This is a genomic window from Mesorhizobium sp. WSM4848, assembly GCF_055811375.1.
The window spans coordinates 40,725-56,248 of the sequence record NZ_JBVVPX010000023.1; the positions used below are offsets into that span (position 1 = coordinate 40,725).

Annotated in this window: 19 protein-coding genes; 12 read left to right on the top strand and 7 right to left on the bottom strand. The window is 62.5% G+C overall.

Annotation, left to right across the window (positions count from 1 at the left end):
• Positions 1-74: 74 nt before the first annotated feature.
• A complete protein-coding gene (locus AC0L16_RS20615; RefSeq protein ID WP_473622898.1) occupies positions 75-689 on the top strand; it encodes a LysE family translocator in 615 nt (204 codons plus the stop codon).
• Between the two features lie 40 nt (positions 690-729).
• Here AC0L16_RS20615 and AC0L16_RS20620 read toward each other — a convergent pair whose 3' ends face one another.
• Positions 730-1,671, bottom strand: coding sequence for a nucleoside hydrolase (locus tag AC0L16_RS20620; RefSeq protein WP_473622900.1), 942 nt, complete (start codon positions 1,669-1,671; stop codon positions 730-732).
• 142 nt (positions 1,672-1,813) lie between these two features.
• On the opposite strand from AC0L16_RS20620, the gene AC0L16_RS20625 reads away from it, so the two are divergent.
• Positions 1,814-2,239, top strand: coding sequence for an Hsp20 family protein (locus AC0L16_RS20625; protein ID WP_473622901.1), 426 nt, complete (start codon positions 1,814-1,816; stop codon positions 2,237-2,239).
• Between the two features lie 63 nt (positions 2,240-2,302).
• Positions 2,303-2,560, top strand: coding sequence for a BQ00720 family protein (locus AC0L16_RS20630; RefSeq protein WP_023797449.1), 258 nt, complete (start codon positions 2,303-2,305; stop codon positions 2,558-2,560).
• A gap of 96 nt (positions 2,561-2,656) precedes the next feature.
• On the opposite strand, the gene ptsN is transcribed toward AC0L16_RS20630, so the two are convergent.
• From ptsN to lptC, 6 genes are all read right to left on the bottom strand, one after another.
• The gene (gene ptsN, locus AC0L16_RS20635; RefSeq protein WP_023797448.1) at positions 2,657-3,121 is read right to left on the bottom strand and encodes a PTS IIA-like nitrogen regulatory protein PtsN; all 465 of its coding nucleotides are present in this window, start codon (positions 3,119-3,121) and stop codon (positions 2,657-2,659) included.
• Between the two features lie 129 nt (positions 3,122-3,250).
• Complete coding sequence (gene hpf, locus AC0L16_RS20640; protein WP_473517543.1) at positions 3,251-3,835, bottom strand: ribosome hibernation-promoting factor, HPF/YfiA family; 585 nt, start codon at positions 3,833-3,835, stop codon at positions 3,251-3,253.
• A 268-nt stretch (positions 3,836-4,103) separates the two neighbouring features.
• Entirely contained in the window at positions 4,104-5,630 is a 1,527-nt protein-coding gene (gene rpoN, locus AC0L16_RS20645) for an RNA polymerase factor sigma-54 (RefSeq protein ID WP_473622902.1), read from the bottom strand.
• 281 nt (positions 5,631-5,911) lie between these two features.
• Complete coding sequence (gene lptB, locus AC0L16_RS20650; protein WP_473622903.1) at positions 5,912-6,730, bottom strand: LPS export ABC transporter ATP-binding protein; 819 nt, start codon at positions 6,728-6,730, stop codon at positions 5,912-5,914.
• Positions 6,730-7,359, bottom strand: coding sequence for an LptA/OstA family protein (locus AC0L16_RS20655; protein ID WP_473622905.1), 630 nt, complete (start codon positions 7,357-7,359; stop codon positions 6,730-6,732). Before AC0L16_RS20655 ends, lptB begins: the two co-directional genes overlap by 1 nt.
• Positions 7,346-8,059, bottom strand: coding sequence for an LPS export ABC transporter periplasmic protein LptC (gene lptC, locus AC0L16_RS20660; RefSeq protein WP_473622906.1), 714 nt, complete (start codon positions 8,057-8,059; stop codon positions 7,346-7,348). Before lptC ends, AC0L16_RS20655 begins: the two co-directional genes overlap by 14 nt.
• A gap of 321 nt (positions 8,060-8,380) precedes the next feature.
• On the opposite strand from lptC, the gene sppA reads away from it, so the two are divergent.
• The 9 genes from sppA (at position 8,381) to acuI (ending at position 15,402) form a co-directional block, all read left to right on the top strand.
• Positions 8,381-9,334 carry a signal peptide peptidase SppA gene (sppA, locus tag AC0L16_RS20665; protein ID WP_473622907.1) on the top strand — a complete coding sequence of 318 codons (954 nt, stop codon included), beginning with the start codon at positions 8,381-8,383 and terminating at the stop codon, positions 9,332-9,334.
• Positions 9,335-9,402: 68 nt separating this feature from the next.
• A complete protein-coding gene (locus tag AC0L16_RS20670) occupies positions 9,403-9,687 on the top strand; it encodes an integration host factor subunit beta (protein ID WP_023797441.1) in 285 nt (94 codons plus the stop codon).
• Positions 9,688-9,769: 82 nt separating this feature from the next.
• On the top strand, positions 9,770-10,102 hold the full coding sequence (locus AC0L16_RS20675; protein ID WP_287319332.1) for a DUF1049 domain-containing protein: 333 nt from the start codon (positions 9,770-9,772) through the stop codon (positions 10,100-10,102).
• A gap of 134 nt (positions 10,103-10,236) precedes the next feature.
• On the top strand, positions 10,237-11,208 hold the full coding sequence (lhpI, locus tag AC0L16_RS20680) for a bifunctional Delta(1)-pyrroline-2-carboxylate/Delta(1)-piperideine-2-carboxylate reductase (RefSeq protein WP_473622908.1): 972 nt from the start codon (positions 10,237-10,239) through the stop codon (positions 11,206-11,208).
• Between the two features lie 159 nt (positions 11,209-11,367).
• Entirely contained in the window at positions 11,368-11,853 is a 486-nt protein-coding gene (locus tag AC0L16_RS20685; protein ID WP_473622910.1) for a DUF1772 domain-containing protein, read from the top strand.
• Positions 11,854-11,942: 89 nt separating this feature from the next.
• A complete protein-coding gene (locus AC0L16_RS20690) occupies positions 11,943-12,980 on the top strand; it encodes an RsmD family RNA methyltransferase (RefSeq protein ID WP_473622911.1) in 1,038 nt (345 codons plus the stop codon).
• Positions 12,981-13,832, top strand: coding sequence for a TrmH family RNA methyltransferase (locus tag AC0L16_RS20695; RefSeq protein WP_473622912.1), 852 nt, complete (start codon positions 12,981-12,983; stop codon positions 13,830-13,832).
• A gap of 14 nt (positions 13,833-13,846) precedes the next feature.
• The gene (lspA, locus tag AC0L16_RS20700; protein ID WP_473622913.1) at positions 13,847-14,347 is read left to right on the top strand and encodes a signal peptidase II; all 501 of its coding nucleotides are present in this window, start codon (positions 13,847-13,849) and stop codon (positions 14,345-14,347) included.
• Positions 14,348-14,412: 65 nt separating this feature from the next.
• A complete protein-coding gene (gene acuI, locus AC0L16_RS20705; RefSeq protein ID WP_473622914.1) occupies positions 14,413-15,402 on the top strand; it encodes an acrylyl-CoA reductase (NADPH) in 990 nt (329 codons plus the stop codon).
• Positions 15,403-15,524 lie beyond the last annotated feature (122 nt).

The following is a 15,524-nucleotide window of genomic DNA, read 5'->3' on the forward strand; positions in this document are numbered from 1 at the left end:
GGCTTGCACCTGCGTTGCCGTCATGCATGATCACGGCTGGCCGTGTTGCAAAGCCGATATTGTCGAGGAAAACCATGTCGCTGGAACTCTACGCTACTTATGTCGTTGCCTGTATCGTAATTGTCCTGGTGCCTGGACCAACGGTCACGCTGATCATCGCCAACAGCATCCGCCATGGCTCCCGCGCCGGCCTCGCCAACGTCGCCGGCACACAGGCCGGGCTGGCGATCATGATCGCCATTGTCGGCATCGGATTGACCTCGCTGATCGCGGGCATGGGCCATTGGTTCGAATGGGTCAGGCTGATCGGCGCCGCCTATCTGATCTGGATGGGCGTGCAGATGTTCCGCTCCAGGGGCAAGCTGAACGCCGACGGATCGGCAAAGACACCGCGTGGCGGCTTTTTTCTACAGGGCCTGCTGGTGGCGATCAGCAATCCCAAGACGCTGGTGTTTTTCGGCGCCTTCTTTCCGCAGTTCATCGCCCCTGAGGGCAACTATGCATTGCAGATCGTCGTCATGGGCCTCACCGCACTGATCTTCGCCGCCGTGTCGGATTCGACCTTCGCGCTGGCCGCCGGCCGCGCCGGACGCCTGCTCTCGGCCGGCCGCGTCAAGCTGCTGTCGCGGATAAGCGGCAGCTTTCTGGTCGGCGGCGGCCTGTGGCTGGCGTTTTCAAAGGCGAAGTGAGCGGCGCTCTTTTTCTTCCTCCCGTTGGGAGAAGAAGAACCTAAAGCCGGCCCAGCCTTTCCAGCAGCAGCGCGAACAACGCATCGTGGTCGATGTCGCGCATGACCATAGCGTTGCTCGGCCGTTTGGTCACGCCCCACCAGTCGATGACGGTCATGCCCATGGTGAGTTCCGAGGCGGTTTCAACAGCGACGTTGCAGTTGCGGCCCCTGAACAGCTCGGGTTTCAACAGATAGGCGATGACGCAAGGGTCGTGCAGTGGGCCGCCGTCGGTGCCGTATTTCTCTTCGTCGAATCGTTCGAAGAATTCCAGCATCTCCGCCGTGGCCGTGCCGACCCTGGTGCCGAGCTTGCGGAAGGCTTGGGTGCGCTTGGCGGTGGTCAGCGCCTTGTGGGTGACGTCGAGCGGCATCATGACGATCGGAATGCCGGATTTGAATACGACATCGGCGGCATGCGGGTCGACATAGATGTTGAATTCGGCGGTCGGGGTGACGTTGCCGCCTTCGAAGAAGCCGCCGCCCATCAGCACGATTTCCTGAATGCGCGGCGCGATTCGCGGCTCGCGGATCAGCGCCAGCGCGATGTTGGTGAGCGGGCCGAGCGCGCAGAGGGTGATCGTGCGGCTCTCTTCTTTCATCAGCGTCTCGACGATAAAATCGACCGCGTACTGGTCCTGCAGTTCCATTGTCGGTTCGGGCAATTGCGGTCCGTTGAGCCCGGTCTCGCCATGCACCTCCTCGGCGGTTACCAGTTCGCGCGCCAGCGGCCGGATGGCGCCGGCATAGACCTTGATGTCAGGCCGGCCGGCCAGTTCGCAGATCTTGCGTGCATTCTTTTCGGTGAGCCTCAGCGGCACATTGCCGGCGACGGCGGTCATGCCGACGATCTCCAGCTCGGCGCTTCCGAGCGCCAGCAATATGGCAACGGCATCATCCTGGCCGGGATCCGTGTCGATGATGATCTTGCGGGATTGGGGCATTTCAATTCCTTGTTAGGGAGTCTTTTTGGGCGGGGCTTTTGACGGCTTGAACTCGACCGCCGGGCGGACCATATCAAGACCATCGGGAAAAATGCCATACGGGTTTTTCCACTTTATGTCGCTCTTGAGAGGACAGTGTAACATGAGCCGAATGACGCCTTTTTCCAGCCCGCTTCTCCTGGGTTTCGACGCCATGGAAAAGACCCTGGAGCGTCTGGCGAAGTCGGGTGACAGCTACCCTCCCTATAACATCGAGCGCCTCAGCGGTGCCGACGGCAAGGGCGAAAGGCTGCGTATCACGCTCGCTGTCGCCGGTTTTGCCGAAAACGATCTCGATGTGACCACGGAGGAGAACCAGTTGGTCGTGCGCGGCCGTCAGAACGATGACACCGAGCGCGAATTTCTTCATCGCGGCATTGCCGCGCGCCAGTTCCAGCGCTGTTTCGTGCTGGCCGACGGCATGCGGGTGATCGCGGCGGAGCTGAAGAATGGTCTTTTGTCTATCGATCTCGATCGGCCCGAGTCCGAACGGCTGGTACGGAAAATAAACATATCGGTGAAAGACTGATCTTTACCGATGGCTCTTATGCGAGGCGGCCTTGAACGGCGTCCTCGCGGCAAGGAGGCTTAAATGACCAGAACTGACGAAAATCTTATCATGACCAGCGGCGAATTCGCTCATCTCGGCGAAGGCTCGGTCGCCTATCTCAGGAAAATTTCGAGCGACGATCTGCGCGGCCGTTTCCCGGGCCTCGGCGAAATCGCGCCCGGGCTGGAATTGTGGGCCCTGTTTGCCGCCAACGGCCAGCCGATCCTGCTTTCGGACGCTCGCGAGCGGGCGCTGGCCGGCGCTCTGGAAAACGACCTGACCCCCGTCGCCATCCACTAAGTCAAGTCGCCATCCACTAACAATACGGCGCAGCGATCTGGTTAGAACGGACAGGGCCGCCCGCGGCGGCCCTTTAACCGAACTGATCGAAAAAGCTCAGGCCGCGTGCGAGGCTTGCGTATCCGATAAAAGCGCGTGGATCGCGGCGGCGTCGCGGGTGCCCCTGATCTTGGCCACCGTGTCGGCGTCGCGCAGCACCCGCGCGATGCGCGACAGCGCCTTGAGATGGTCGGCGCCGGCGCCTTCGGGCGCCAAAAGCAGGAACACCAGATCGACCGGCTGGTCGTCCAGCGCCTCGAAATCGACCGGCGTCTCCAGCCGGGCGAAAACCCCGGCGATCCGCTTCACCCCGGCCAGCTTGCCATGCGGAATGGCAATGCCGTTGCCGACACCGGTCGAGCCCAGCCGTTCACGCTGCAGGATGGTGTCGAACACCTCCCGTTCCGGAATGCCGGCAATCGCCGCCGCCCTTTCGGACAGCATTTGCAGCAGTTGCTTCTTGGAGTTCGCCTTCAACGCCGGCAAGATTGCCGGAACGTTGATAAGATCGCTCAGGTCCATACTTGAAATCCCTTGTTCGCCTGCCGTCGCCAGCCCTCACTCTCGCGTGCGGCTGGTGCCTTATCCCAGTGCGGCCTTGGCCGTCAGCCCAGTGCGGCCTTGGCCGTCAGCCCAGTGCGGCCCTGGCCGTCACCCCTGCGCGACCTTGGTCGTAGACGGGTCGATCCAGCCGATGTTTCCGTCCGGCCGACGATAGACGATATTGAGATGCTCGTTTCCGGCGTTGCGGAAGACGAGGACCGGGCTGTCCTTGGTGTCGAGTTCGATCACGGCTGACGCCACCGACATGGTCCGCAGCGTCATGGTTGATTCGGCGACGATGGCTGGCGCGAAATTCTCCGGCATTTCCTCGTCATCGTCTGCAAGCGGCGCCATCACCGTATAGGCGACGTCGGTGGGTTCGCCATTGGCGTTGCCTGAACTATGCGACTTCAGCCGACGCTTGTAGCGGCGAAGGCGGGTCTCGAGGCGATCCGCCGCCGCCTCGAAAGCGAGCGTCGGGTCCTGCGCTTCACCGGTGGCCTGCAGCGATGCGCCGGAATCCAGCCGGATCATGCAATCGGCCGTGTAGCGCGACCCCGATTTGACGACTACAATTTGCCCAGAAAAGCCCCGATCGAAATATTTCCCGATCACTTCTCCGACACGGTCGTTGATGCGCGTACGGAACGCATCACCGATATCCATGTGTTTTCCTGATATGCGCAGTGTCATCTGAATACTGACCTTCCTTGCTCAGGCTTCAAACTGTCCCGAGTTTATACCCGTGGTCTGAGCGCACAAGCTTTGCGGCGTCACTTGCGCCGATTTTAAATCCGAACTTTTCCGATTGATCACAAGCCGCCTTCTTGACCGTCCCGTGGCCAACGTCGTGACGGACCATCCGCATGCGGGCAGTAGCCCGTCCCATGCGGGCGGGCTTCTAGCCACTTCATTGCGGCTTGTCAATGAAGTGCGAAAGCTGTGCAAATTCCGTCGGAGATCAACGTCCGGCGCTGGCCAAAGCGCGTTTTTCACGCCGCCGCTGCACCGACGAGGGAATATTCATGCCCTCCCGATACTTGGCGACCGTGCGCCTGGCGATATCGACGCCGCTTTCGCGCAACATATCCACAATCGCGTCGTCGGAAAGCACGTCGGCAGGTTTCTCCTCGTCGATCAACTGCTTGATGCGGTCGCGCACCGCTTCAGACGAATGCGCGTCACCGCCACCCGACGAAGCGATCGAGGCGGTGAAGAAATAGCGCAGTTCGAACACGCCGCGCGGCGTCAGCATGTATTTGTTGGCGGTGACCCGGCTGACGGTCGATTCGTGCATACCGATGGCGTCGGCCACCGTGCGCAGGTTGAGCGGCCTCAGGTGACGCACGCCATGGACGAGGAAGGCATCCTGCTGGCGCACGATTTCTGAGGCAACCTTGAGGATAGTCTTCGCCCGCTGGTCGAGGCTGCGTGTCAGCCAATTGGCGTTTTGCAGGCACTCCGCCAGGAAATCCTTTTCCGTCTGATTTTTCGCATGCGGCGAAACCCGGGCGAAATAGATATGGTCGACCAGCACGCGCGGCAGCGTTTCGGGGTTGAGTTCGATCACCCAGCTCCCGTCATTGGCCGCACGCACTTCGACATCGGCGATAATCGCGTCGCTGGCGCCGCCCGAAAACGCCATCCCCGGGCGCGGATCGAGCGCACGGATCTCGGCCAGCATGTCGAGCAGATCCTCCTCATCGACCCCACAAATCCGTTTCAGGGTCTGGAAATCGCGCCGGGCCAGGAGTTCGAGATTGGCAATCAAAGCCTTCATCGCAGGGTCGAGACGGTCGCGGACGGCAAGCTGCAGCGACAGGCATTCGGCGAGGTCGCGAGCAAAGATGCCGGTGGGCTCGAATGTCTGGCAGACCGCGAGCGCATTTGCCACCGCCGCTCTGTCGGTGCCGAGACGGGCGGCGATCTCAGCCATGTCGGCACGCATATAGCCGGCCTCGTCGAGGCCATCGGCCAGTTCGCTGGCGATCAGGCGTGCTGCCGGATCGGCGAAAGCAAGCGCAACCTGTTCGGCGACATGCTCGCGCAGCGTGATGGCTCCGGCCGCCATGTCTCCGACATCAAAACCGTCGGAAGAGGATGCGGAACCGTTGCCGGATGCCGATTTCCACTGGGCCGTCAGGTCGGGACCGAGCCGCTCGCTGGTGCCGGGGTCGTCGGGAAACAGGTTTTCCAGCGACGTATCGAGTTTTTCCGAGATCGCCTCGGCGCTCCACGCCGTGTCCTTCTCGAACCAGTCGCCGGCGGTGGCCGTTTCCGGCGCTGCATCGATCTTCTGCGCCTGGTCGCTGACGGCATCGTCCTGCGGCTCGGCGCGCTCGAGCAAAGGATTGCGCTCGATCTCGTCGTCGATGAAGCGTTCCAGCTCGATGTGGGTGAACTGCAGCAGCCGTATCGACTGCATCAGCTGCGGCGTCATCACCAGCGACTGGGACTGTCGTAGCTGTAGTTTTGCCGCCAACGCCATGGTTCGGTTTCAAACGCCCTGTCTACGCATCCGGACTGCCGGAAGGAGTTGGGCATAGAAACTGGCCCGGCTTTTGCTTGTCAAGGCGACGCCGATCAAAACTCGCCTGTCCGTGCGTATTCAGACGAGAAATCGAAGAAAAGCTTTGCCTCGCGTCAAAAGCCGCGTTTGGACAGAAATTTTCACGCTTAATGCGTGTCGCGCAAAAGTGCGCAGCGGTTTTGCGATAACGACATGCACAAGAAACAACCTAAAGCGCGTCGCGCCAAACGCGATGCGCTTTAGAGTGTAAACCCCTCACCGAGATAAAGCCGCCGCACATCCGGGTTTGCGACCACTTCGTCGGCCCGGCCATGGGTCAGCACCTGGCCGGCATGGATGATGTAGGCGCGGTCGATCAGGCCGAGCGTCTCGCGGACATTGTGATCGGTGATGAGCACGCCGATGCCGCGCGCCGTCAGATGGCGCACCAGTTGCTGGATGTCGGCGACGGCGATCGGATCGATTCCGGCGAAAGGCTCGTCGAGCAGCATGTATGCAGGGCGGGTCGCCAGGGCGCGCGCGATTTCAAGGCGCCGCCGCTCGCCGCCGGAAAGCGATAGCGACGGGGCCTTGCGCAGATGGCTGATGTGAAACTCCTCGAGCAGTTCGTCGAGACTGCGTTCGCGCTCCTTGCGGCTCTTTTCGACCACTTCGAGCACGGCACGGATGTTTTGCTCGACGCTCAAGCCGCGAAAGATCGACGCTTCTTGAGGAAGGTAGCCGATGCCAAGGCGGGCGCGGCGGTACATCGGCATAGAGGTGACATCGAAGCCGTCGATTTCGATCGTGCCTTCGTCGACCGGCACCAGGCCGGTGACCATGTAGAAGCAGGTGGTCTTGCCGGCGCCGTTGGGGCCGAGCAGTCCGACCGCCTCACCGGCGCGCACGCCGATCGTCACGCCGCTTACGACTTTGCGGCCCTTGTAGCTCTTGGTCAGCCCTTTGGCGATCAGGGTTCCCTTGAATTTTACCTGATCGAGGTTAATCGCGGCCGGTGCCGCAAGTTTGCTGGCGGCGCGTCCTGGAAGACGCGCCAACAGCGATGCTACGTCGACCATCAGGGGTTCGCCGCTCCCGACTTCGCCGGCGGCGTGATCGACATCATGACGCGTCCACCGCCGCAGGGGTCGACCTGGGCCAGACCGCTCTTCATCTGCACGGTCAGCTTGCAGCCGACCAGTACATTGTCGCCTTGCGAAAGCACGACCTTGCTGCCTGAAAGCACCAGCACTTCCGTCTTCATGTCGAAGGTGCCGCTGTCGCCCGTGGCGACCTGGTCGTCCGATTTGATATAGACCTTGTTGGCGACCTCCAGACGGTCGATGTCGGCCGAGCCGGTCATCGCGGCACCTGCGGCCTGCTCACCCTTGGCGGCAGCGTCGGCGTCCTTGACGTAATAGACCGTCATCTTGCCGGCCTTGAGCAAGGTCGGACCCTGGACGACGCTTACATTGCCGGTGAACACGGCGACGCTGTCCGCCTGGCGAACCTCAAGCTTGTCGCTTTCGATCTGGATGGGCTTGTCGCCGGACAGTTTGAGGCCCGACAGCTGGCTCGTGGTCCTGGACTGCGCCAGAGCCGGCGCCGCCGCCAAAGCCAGCCCCAAAGCCAGCCCCAGGGCGGCCGGCCCAACAGCCGGCAACGCCGAAGCAGCGGCCACGAGCCGTGTCGAACTACTGAACCGCATTGGATTCTCCGCTCATTGCCCCTGCCGCCTTCAAGCTGGCGGGATCGATGTTGACACGCACTCTGTTCTCGAAAACCACGATCTTGCCGTTGTCCTGGACAGACATCGAATCCGCTGTTATCCGCGACCCGCCACGGCTGACGTCGACCGGATCGTTCGTCTTCATAGTGCCTTTGCCCATGTCGAGAAAGACCGATTTGAACTTTGCCGCCATTCCATCTGTGGTGGTTATGGTGACATCGCTGGTCAGGCTCATCGTGTTGCCATCGCGATTGAAGCTACCCTGCGAGGCATTGATGGCCGCGACATTGTCGGTTGCTATCGGCAGCTTGGCGTCGATGCCCTCCAGGTTGATGATGCCTTGCTGGCTCACGTCCTGTATGGCGCGCAAGGCCGTCATCGAATAGGGCAGTTTCTGCTTGGTGAACCCGTTGAGCTTGGGGTTGGACATCACCAGCTTGCCATTGGCGAACGCGCTGGCGTCGGCCTGGACCTGGATTGAGCCAGGCGCCGCGAGATAGGAATAGACCGGGACGGCGATCGCGATCGCGGCAGCGGCCAGCGGCACTGCCAGCTTCAAGATACGCACACGGCGCGAATGGCGCTGGGCGATGCCGAAGGCGTCGACTCGCGCCAGGCCTACGTCCGGGGGAGCCAACCCCGTCTCGGTGTTGGTCGGTTCGATCGGTCGCGCTAACATAACTGCTTTCTTTTAAACCCCTGCCGCCAAGCACCCCTATAGGTGGGATGCCGGCGCCCTCAAGCAAGCACAAGCGGAGGAAAACCGCAAAAGTGTGACGGTTGCTGTTGCACAAACGAAAATGAAACCGGCACAACTTGCACGTCATACCAGATACGGGCCGACAGCGTTAGGGGCTGTGGATTGGTCTTTTATTCTCTCTCGAAGCGTCGGCTCGCCAACGTCGAGACCTTGTCTTTGGCACAAGCTCGTCAGGAATCGGTAGCCGGGCGCGGGCGGTTGCTTTAAAAGCATCTGCTCCCACCGACTGTGAGGCTGACCATGGTACTGAGAGCCGACGACCTGATCGACCGCCGCCGCTTGCGCCGCAAGCTGACATTCTGGCGCGTTGCAGCGCTTGTTGTCGCAGCAGCCGGGCTGATTGCCTTTTCAACCTGGATTTACGGCGACGACTTCACTGGCGCGGCGGTCGACCATATCGCCAAGGTCAAGATCGAGGGCACCATCACCGAAGACGAAGACCTGATCAAGCAACTGGACGCCATCCGTCAATCCTCGAGGGTGAAAGCTGTGATCCTGTCGATCGATTCACCGGGCGGCACCACCGTCGGCGGCGAATCGATCTACGAGGCAGTGCGCAAGCTGGCCGCCGAGAAGCCGGTGGTGGCCCAGGTCGGCACGCTGGCCGCATCGGCGGGCTATATGATCGCCACCGCGACCGATCATATCGTCGCACGCAAATCGTCGATTGTCGGCTCGATAGGCGTGCTGATCCAGTATCCGGACGTCAGCGGCCTTATGGACAAACTCGGCGTCAAGCTCGAGGAAGTGAAATCCTCGCCGTTGAAAGCTTCGCCATCGCCTTTCAAGCCGACCAATGACGACGAGCGCACCATGGTCCGCAAGCTCATCCTCGACAGCTACGACTGGTTCGTCGGCATCGTCGCCGAACGCCGCAAGATGACCAAACCGGAGGCGCTGGCGCTGGCCGACGGATCGATCTTCACCGGCCGGCAGGCCGTTGCCAACAAATTGGTCGACGCGGTCGGCGGCGAGACCGAAGCGATCGACTGGCTCGCAACCAAGGGCGTCGACGCCAAGCTCAAGGTGGTGGAGTGGAAGGACGCGGAAAGCGGCGGCTTCCTGTTCTCGAAGGCGATGGCGCGAACCATCGGCAGTGCGCTCGGTCTGCCCGACTATGGCGGCGACATCATTCACGAACTTGGTGGCGATCGCTTGTTTCTTGACGGTCTGGTTTCCGTCTGGCACCCTTGAGACGAGTGAAAAAGCAAATAAAATCATCCTCATAATTTGACCGCAGTGTTTTCACGGGGAGCCTTCTCATGATCAAATCCGAACTTGTGCAGATCATCGCCACACGCAACCCGCACCTTTTCCTGCGTGACGTCGAAAACATTGTCGGCGCGATTTTCGACGAGATCACCGACGCGCTTGCCGAAGGCAACCGGGTCGAGCTGCGCGGTTTCGGCGCTTTCTCGGTGAAAAACCGCCCCGCCCGCACCGGTCGCAATCCGCGTACCGGCGAATCCGTCGAGGTCGAGGAGAAATGGGTGCCGTTCTTCAAGACCGGCAAGGAGCTGCGTGAAAGGCTGAACAGCGGCAAATAAGCGCCGCGCGGGCTCATGCGCCATGCCGGCCTTTTCAGGTTGGCCCGGCCTTCGGTAGAGCCCGCCTTCGACAGGAAATTCTATGTTCAATCGTTTCATGCTCATCGTGGTCTTCGTGCCGCTGGCCGTCATTCTGATTGCGTTGGCGGTCGCCAACCGCGATCCGGTTGCCTTCACCCTGGACCCATTCAACCCCGGCAATCCGGCGCTGACGATGACGCTGCCGCTTTTCATCTTCCTGTTCCTGGCCCTCGCCGTCGGCATGATCGTCGGCAGCCTGGCGACCTGGATCAAGCAGGGCCGCTATCGCAAGCTGGCGCGCCAGCGCGGCGTCGAGGCCGAGAACTTGCGCCAGGCGGTCAGCCGGGCACCGGCCGCGCAACAAGGCCCCTCCTTGCCGAAGCCGACGGGCTGAGCCGGAACCGCCGCGCGTCCTTTTTGGACGCGCAAAGGACGCTGTACCATTTTTGATTGCGCATGATCTTTGCGGAAAATCGCTTCTGATTTCGCGGTCATGCGGCAGACGTATTTCTCTCGACGGAGTTTCCTATGCTGAGCATTTCGGCGGCCGAGGTCGATCAGGCGCTGACCTTTCCCGGCCTGGTCGAAACGCTGCGCGCGGCTTTTCGCGATGGCGCGGTACAGCCGGTCAGGCACCACCATACGGTCGAACGGCCCGACGGCGCGGCCTCGACCCTGCTCCTGATGCCGGCCTGGACCGACTTCAATGCCGCTGGCTCGTCGGCAGGCGGCCATATCGGCGTCAAGATCGTCACGGTGTCGCCCGACAACAACGCCGTAGGCAAACCCGCGGTGATGGGGCTTTACCTCCTGCTCGATGGTGCGACGGGCGAGCCTGAAGCCATGATAGACGGCCAGCGGCTGACGCAGTGGCGCACGGCCTGCGCCTCGGCGCTCGCCGCCTCCTATCTGGCCCGCGACGATGCTTCCCGGCTGCTGGTGGTCGGCGCCGGCGCGCTGTCACCGTTCCTCGCCAAGGCGCATTCAGCGGTGCGGCCGATCACCGCCATCCGCATCTGGAACCGCACGCCGGCCAATGCCGAAAAGGTTGCGGCGGAATTGCGCGCCGAGGGCTTTGCGGCCACCGCCGCGAGCGATCTCGACACCGAACTCGGCCGGGCCGACATCGTTTCGTCGGCGACGATCACGACCACGCCGCTGATCAAGGGTGCGCTGTTGAAGCCGGGGATCCATGTCGATCTGGTCGGCGGCTTTACGCCGGCCATGCGCGAAAGCGACGACGATGCGATTGCGCGTGCCCGCGTCTACGTCGATACAAGGGCAGGCGCCACCAAGGAGGCGGGCGACATCGTGCAGCCGCTGGCCTCGGGCGTGCTGAAGGCGCAAGCCATCGTCGCCGACCTGCATGAATTGGCGCGCGGCCAGAAGAAGGGCCGGCAGAGCCCCGGTGAGATCACGCTGTTCAAATCGGTCGGCGCAGCCCTCGAAGACCTCGCCGCCGGCATTGCGGTGTACAAAGCTAGGGGAGTAGGGGAGTAGGGGAGTAGGGGAAGCCGTACCATCCGTGCGGCTTCGTGCCAGTCATATTTCCCTATACACTTATTCTTACTCCCTTACCCCCTTACTCCCCTACTCCCCTACTGCCCTACTCCCTTCCGACGGGGAACGTCTCCGGCGTCACGCCGTTGTTCGGGCGTTATGGAAATACGTGGGTTCCTGTTGTTCTGGTCTATCTTGGCGGCCGTTGTCGCGGCGCTCAGCCTTGGACCGTCCTTCGCCCATGTCCTGGAATCGGCTCCTCGGCTGACGAAGTGGTCGCCTTCACTCTGGCGCGAGACGACTGTCTTCAACGCCCAGTTCCAGCTGTTTGCCGCCATTGGCGCGCCACTCGACGTGGCCGCGATCGGCTGCCCGGGACTGCTCGCTTGGATGCTGCGCAGTGATCGTCCGGCGTTCTGGTACGCGTTGGCCGCTGCCGTGCTCTATGCGGTGTCTCTTGCGATGTGGTTTGCTCTCGTCAAGCCGACGAACGATATTCTGGCCACCTGGGTGCCTGGGCCGATTCCGGAGAATTTCGAAGCGATCCGACTGCGCTGGGAAACCGGCCATATGATCGTCGCCGGCTTCAAGGCCGTCGGTTTCGTATCGCTGGTTGCCGCCCTGCTTTGGATCAGGCGCGGCTGACCCGTTCGGAAATGTCCAGTAACCGCGTTTATTGCGCCGGTGAATGTGCTGTGGCAGAAGCGGGCCACGTCGGCCCGGAGATGCCCTTCTTGAAACCTTTTCGCGACAAACGCCGCGACAGCCGCTCGCATCAGCTCGCAAAGGGCGGGGCGGAACCGCGCGGAACCGCTGCATCGGGCAACCGCACCGAGCCGAAAGCCGCGCCGCGCGTCCTTTCGCGCCGCGACGGCGCCCTGCCCGCCGAACACCTGCCGCTGATCCTCGAAGTGGCGCCCAACGCCGACTACGCGTTGCTCGACAGCGGCGCCGGTCAGAAGCTCGAGCAGTACGGCCCCTATCGCGTCGTTCGGCCCGAAGGCCAGGCGATCTGGCAAAAAGCGTTGCCGGCCAAAGACTGGGACCGCGCCGACGCCATTTTCACCGGCGACACCGACGAGGAAGGCATCGGCCGCTGGCGCTTCCCCAAGACGCCGCTCCGCGAAACCTGGCCGATGAAGCATGACGGCATCGATTATCTCGGCCGCTTCACCTCGTTTCGTCATGTCGGCGTGTTCCCCGAGCAGGCCTCGCACTGGGATCACATGGCCGGGCTGATCGCGGCGGCGAAGCGGCCGGTCAAAGTACTGAATCTGTTCGGCTATACCGGCCTTGCCTCACTGGTGGCGGCGCGCGCCGGCGCCGAGGTCACCCATGTCGATGCTTCCAAGAAGGCGATCGGCTGGGCCAGGGAGAACCAGGAGATGGCGGGCCTGTCGCAAAAGCCGATCCGTTGGATCGTCGACGACGCCCTAAAATTCGCCGAGCGCGAGGAGCGCCGTGGCAGCCGCTACGACATCGTCCTGTTCGATCCGCCCGCCTATGGCCGTGGCCCCAGAGGCGAGGTCTGGCAATTGTTCGAGGATCTGCCTGATCTGACCGACCTCTGCCGCTCGATCCTGACGCCGAAGCCGCTCGCTGTGGTGCTGACCGCCTATTCGATCCGCGCTTCCTTCTTCGCCATCCATGCCTTGATGCGCGACACTTTTGTCGGCATGGGCGGCACGGTCGAATCCGGCGAACTGATCATCCGCGAGAAATCCGCCGGCCGGGCGCTGTCCACCTCGCTGTTCTCGCGCTGGGTGGCCTGAATGAGCGAGCGGCATGCCGGCGCGCCAGGGCAGGTGAAGGAAGTCACCAGCCTTGCCAATCCGTTGATCAAGGACATCAAGGCGCTCTCGCTGAAGAAATACCGCGACCAGCAGAACGCCTTCACGGCCGAGGGGCTGAAGCTGGTCATCGACGCGCTCGACCTCGGCTGGTCGATCCGGACGCTGGTCTTCGCCAAAGCCGGACGCGGCAACGCGGCGGTCGAAAAGGTCGCGGCACGCACGGTTGCCGCCGGCGGCACCGTGCTCGAAGTTTCGGAAAAAGTGCTCGTCGCCATCACCCGCCGCGACAACCCGCAAATGGTGGTCGGCGTCTTTTCGCAAAAGTTCCTGCCGCTGACGGACATCCGCGCTCAAGACGGCGATGTCTGGGTGGCGCTCGACCGCGTGCGCGATCCCGGCAATCTTGGCACCGTCATCCGCACCGTCGATGCCGTTGGCGCCAAGGGCATCATCCTGGTCGGCGAGACCACCGATCCTTTTTCCGTCGAGACCGTGCGCGCCACGATGGGCTCGATCTTCGCTGTGCCGGTCGCCAAGGCGACGCCGGAAGCCTTCCTTGCGTGGCGAAAAAGCTTTCCTGGCCTCGTTGCCGGCACACATCTGAAGGGTGCGGTCGATTACCGTTCGGTCGACTTTTCCAAAGGCCCGGTGCTGCTGATGATGGGCAACGAACAGCAGGGCCTGCCCGAAAGCCTGGCCGAAAGCTGCGACAGACTGCTGCGGATTCCACAGTCCGGTCGGGCTGATTCGCTCAATCTCGCGGTGGCCACCGGCATCATGCTGTTCGAGATCCGGCGCGGCGCGCTGAAACTTGCCCCGGAGGGTCCCTGACCGTGACATCCCGAATGGTGAAATCCCCAACGGCAAAATCATGGTTGCCGTACGTCGTGCTGGTCGCCGCCGCGGTGACGCTCGACCAGTGGGTGAAATATCTGGTCGAGACCGGCCTCCCTTTTCAGGAAAAGGTCGATCTTGTCCCGTTCCTGGCATTGTATCGCACCTACAACACCGGCATTGCCTTCTCGATGTTTTCGTCCTTCGGCGACACCGGCCTGGTGATCATCGCCGCTTTCGTCGTCGCTTTCGTGCTCTATCTCGCGGCCCGCACTCCGCCCAGCCACGTGCTTACCCGCATCGGCTTTGCGCTGATCGTCGGCGGCGCGCTCGGCAATCTGTTCGACCGCGTTACCTATGGTCACGTGATCGACTACATCCTGTTTCACACCCCAATATGGTCCTTCGCCATCTTCAACCTCGCCGACGCCTTCATCGCGGTCGGCGCGGTGGTGGTCGTCCTCGACGAACTCATTGGTTGGCGGCGTGAGGCCAAGCCCTCAAGCGACTGACCTGGCGATTGACCTGGCCTTCTGCCGCCATACAGTGTCCCATTCAAGAAGCCCGAGGAGAAGACATGCCCGAAACCTTCAAAGCCATCCTCGTTTCGCGCGACGCCGAGAAGAAGCAGTCGGTCGCGATCACCGACCTTACCGAAGCCGACCTGATGGAAGGCGATGTCACCGTCGCCGTCGAGGCGACGACGGTGAACTACAAGGACGGCCTCGCCATATCCGGCAAGGCGCCGGTGATCCGCCGCTGGCCGCTGGTGCCGGGCGTTGATTTCGCCGGCACCGTCATCTCGTCCTCCCATGCCGACTGGCGCACGGGGGACAAGGTCATATTGAACGGCTGGGGCGTCGGCGAGACGCATTTTGGCGCCTATGCCGAGCGCGCCCGTGTCAAGGGCGACTGGCTGGTGCCGCTGCCCCAGGGCATGAGCCCGCATGACGCGATGGCGGTCGGCACGGCAGGTTACACCGCCATGCTTTGCGTCATCGCGCTGGAACGGCACGGCATCGTGCCGGATCGCGGTCCCGTCGTGGTGACGGGCGCGGCCGGCGGCGTCGGCTCGGTCGCGATTTCGATTCTGTCCAGCCTCGGCTATCACGTCATCGCCTCGACCGGCCGCAGCGCTGAAAGTCCATACCTGACCGACCTGGGTGCTTCGGAAGTGATTTCGCGCGACGAGCTTGCCCGGCCGGCAAAGCCGCTCGCCAAGGAACGCTGGGCCGGCGGCGTCGACGCGGTCGGCAGTCACACGCTGGCCAACGTCCTTTCGATGACCTCCTATGGCGGCGCCGTCGCCGCCTGCGGCCTGGCCGGCGGCATGGATCTGCCGGCGAGCGTCGCCCCGTTCATCCTGCGCGGCGTTTGTCTGCTCGGCATCGATTCGGTGATGGCGCCGAAAACGGTGCGCATCGAGGCGTGGCGCCGCATCGGCACGGACCTCGACCTCCAGAAGCTCGCCAGCCTGTCCACGACCATTGGCTTCGATGGCATCATCGACGCCGCGCACGACATCGTCGAGGGCAAGATCCGCGGTCGCGTGGTGGTGGACATGTGAGCTCTTCCTTCTCCGGTTTTTAATCGCGCAAAAGCATGCCCTCGTGCCCGACCCAAGGGTGTGCAGCGGTTTTGCGATAGCGACATGCGGAAAAGAACAAACGACCCGCTTCAGGAGCGGAG